This window comes from Shewanella sp. KCT (genome assembly GCF_007636505.1).
In the GTDB taxonomy this organism is placed as follows: Bacteria; Pseudomonadota; Gammaproteobacteria; order Enterobacterales; family Shewanellaceae; genus Shewanella; species Shewanella halotolerans.
The window spans coordinates 1-2,965 of the sequence record NZ_LVDJ01000035.1 but is presented as its reverse complement, the minus strand read 5'-3'; the positions used below and the strand labels follow the sequence as shown (position 1 = coordinate 2,965).

The window sequence follows — 2,965 nt, the reverse complement described above, 5'->3', positions numbered from 1 at the left end:
AGATCTTCCACCACGGCACTCTTGGTCATGGCAACTAGCTGTGGCAACACTTCAGCCAAACTTTCGGCCTGAGATTCATTGCTCACCACTATAGTATTGTGCTGCTCGATATTAAGTTGCCTACGGCCTCCTACACCATTTGCGCTGGCGCTCATCGCATTCATCAGGGTTTGTTGCTGCTTGCGGGTATAAACGGTTTCGCCGCCATCGAGTAGATAGGTACCTTCGCGAGGAATAGTACCGCCGCCGTGAAACTGACCAATAATGCTAGGTAGCAACGCAATCCCAGCCATCATAGCAGCCATACCTACCACTGCACTGCTGCCCCAAGACGCCATAGCAGACGTCGCTGCTGCTGGCGCCATTGATGTCGCTACGGCAGTACCCGTTGTGGCGGCTTCGGCTTTAGTGGCTATCCCTTGTGTTTTGGTTAATGCCATATCTTTAGCGGCTGCTAACGCTCGCTGGACACCCCATTCAACCAGCAGCTTAATCGCCTCTTTGCTCACACCTCGCAACAATTCCTTGGTTCCCTCACCAAAATCTTTGGCTTCAAACATGGCATCTGCAGTCACTTGGCCAATACCGGCAGAGAAGCGATCGACGCTGTTTTCCCAAAGCTGATCAAAGTCCATGGCCACTTCACCATTGATCAACTTCATCGCCTCGGCGTGACGGCGCTGCTCGGCCTCAATCAGCAGGTTGATCTCATTGCGTTTAAGGGCTTCGCTCTCCGGGGTGTTGTCCAGCTCGGCATTCAGTATGCCCATGTTCTCACTGTGTTGCTGATTTTCCGCATAGGCGGGATCTAACTGGCCTTTTAACTGGTCAAACTCACTGGGCTTGGTGTACTCAGTGCTGAGCGCCGCCAGCAACTGCTTACGCCGCTCTAATGGTACATTGGCCTGCTCAAAATAGACCTTAAGCAGGCGCTCTTTAGCCGCCATCTCATCGGCAGCGCTGCCTACAGGGTCAAGCACAGCCAGCAAGGCTTTCAGCTCTTTAGCCTGGGCCGAAGCGGCATCGGCAGCATCTTTTGAAGCATCGGCGCTGGCCTTAGCGGCATCCAGCTCTTTGGCCGCTTGGAGAATTTTGGCGTTAATGACGGGATCAAGGCCTTTTAACGCACCATGCTCTATTTCATAGCGCACCTTGGCCGCTTCGCTCACATCACCATAGAGGGTCTTTTGCTTGGTGAGATTGTCTAACAGCGATTGTTGCTGTTTATTGATGGTAGAAGGGTTGGCTGTATCGCCTGGACTATTGGTTAGCTCAGGCATTCCCGCCTTAAACAGCTTCTGCTGCGCCGCGCTGGCATCGTTAAGTTTCACCTCTAGCCTGGCAATGTAGGCCTGTAACTCCTCGATGCGCTTGACGCTTAACATGACCGCGGCATCAGAGCCGGTAAATCCCTGCGCAATCAAGCCATCAATCTCTGCCTGGGCATCGGCCATTTCATCCCGATATTCCTGCATCTTTGTCGAAAGCTTGCTGACCTCGATGCCGCGCTGTGCCTCATTCATGGCGCTGAGTTTGCTATTGAGCCTATCAACTTCGCTCGTTAGACCTGCCAATGGATTTTCGGCAGAAGATGCCTCATAAGCTAAATACGCAATACCCGATGCAGCCATCAAAGCAAAACCTGCTGGGCCACCCACTAATGCCGTTGCGGCATTAAAAGCACGCGTTGCGATTGTTGCCTGAGTCGTTGCCACGGCCAAGGCTTCACGAGCGGCTGTTAGCCTGGCTTCAGCCACCACGGCTTGACCAGACGTCAGTACTGCAGCCCGTTGCACCTTAGCTCGATGTAGCTCAGCTTCTGCCGCAGCAATGGTTGCCATGCGAGTCGTTGCCGCCGCATAGGCATTTTTAACCAAGCTCGCAGCGTGCAGTGCCCCCGCTTGAGTCGCACGAGTCAATGCCACTACCATGGCCCCAGTAAACACTTGCTGCAAGGTATCGGCGTTATCCGTTGTCCAGGTTAATCCGTCGGTAATGGTTGATAGAACCGGGGTTAAACTGTCATTAATCGGGCTTTCAAACGCCACCAACAGTTGCTGATAAGCGTTTTTCATGTCGCGAGTTTGGGCACTGATGTTGGCCGCCGTGGCCGCCGCTGCGCCGCTGTAGTCCTGCAGCGCTTTAATGAGGTTATTGCGCAAAAACTCTGAGGTCACTTTGCCGTCGAGCACCATCTGGCGAAAACCACCGGCACTGAGGCCAGCAGCCCTGTCCATTTTATTAAGCAGACCAGGCATAGGTTCAACCAATTGGTTAAGTTCTTCGGCCCGCACAGTAGGCGAGGCTAATGCCTGTGACAAACCATACATGGACTGCCCAAGCTGAACTGAGGTTGCACCCAATGCTGACTGAGCATTACTCATACCTTCTAAAATCACCCGCGATTGCGTTTGAGTCAGTAGGCCTGAATCCACCAGGTTCAGCATGGCTGCATAGTTATCGGCGAGCGGAATAAGCTCTTTGTGATGTTCGCGGGTCAGCTGTAGCAGGTACTTTTCATTATCCGCATAAGCCGCCGTGGTGCCCGACAGACTCTGTAAGCGGGTGCGTACATCCTGAAATGCAGCTAAATCCTGGCTAAGTTTCTGCCCTAGGTTAATTGCCGATAACCCCGCAAAGGCCCCCACAGCCATATTACGCATACGTGCAAGGGCTGCTGTTGTGCTAGCCGATTGCCGGTCGAGCTGATTTAAACCTTGAGAAGCTTGATGACTGGCGCCTTTGGTTTGCCCCAGCTTGGTATTTAAGTTAGAGACAACGACTTTGGTCTCGTTGACCGTGGCAACCAGTTGTTTGCCATCGGCTGTCAGGGTCAGTGCGACTTTTAAATCATTCATAATCTAGCTTTCAACCTTGGCTGGCGCTCGTTCCTAAGCAGTAAGTTTGTTATTCAAGCTTTTCATTAAAGAGCTGGGTCACCGTATGGGCGATGAGCCGCAGCTTT

Annotated in this window: 1 protein-coding gene; it reads right to left on the bottom strand. The window is 52.7% G+C overall.

Going from position 1 to position 2,965, the window contains the following annotated elements; all coding sequences use genetic code 11:
• Positions 1 to 2,858, bottom strand: a 2,858-nt coding sequence (locus tag AYI87_RS21105; protein WP_144204529.1) for a tape measure protein, incomplete at its 3' end; no start/stop codon positions are given.
• Positions 2,859 to 2,965: the final 107 nt, after the last annotated feature.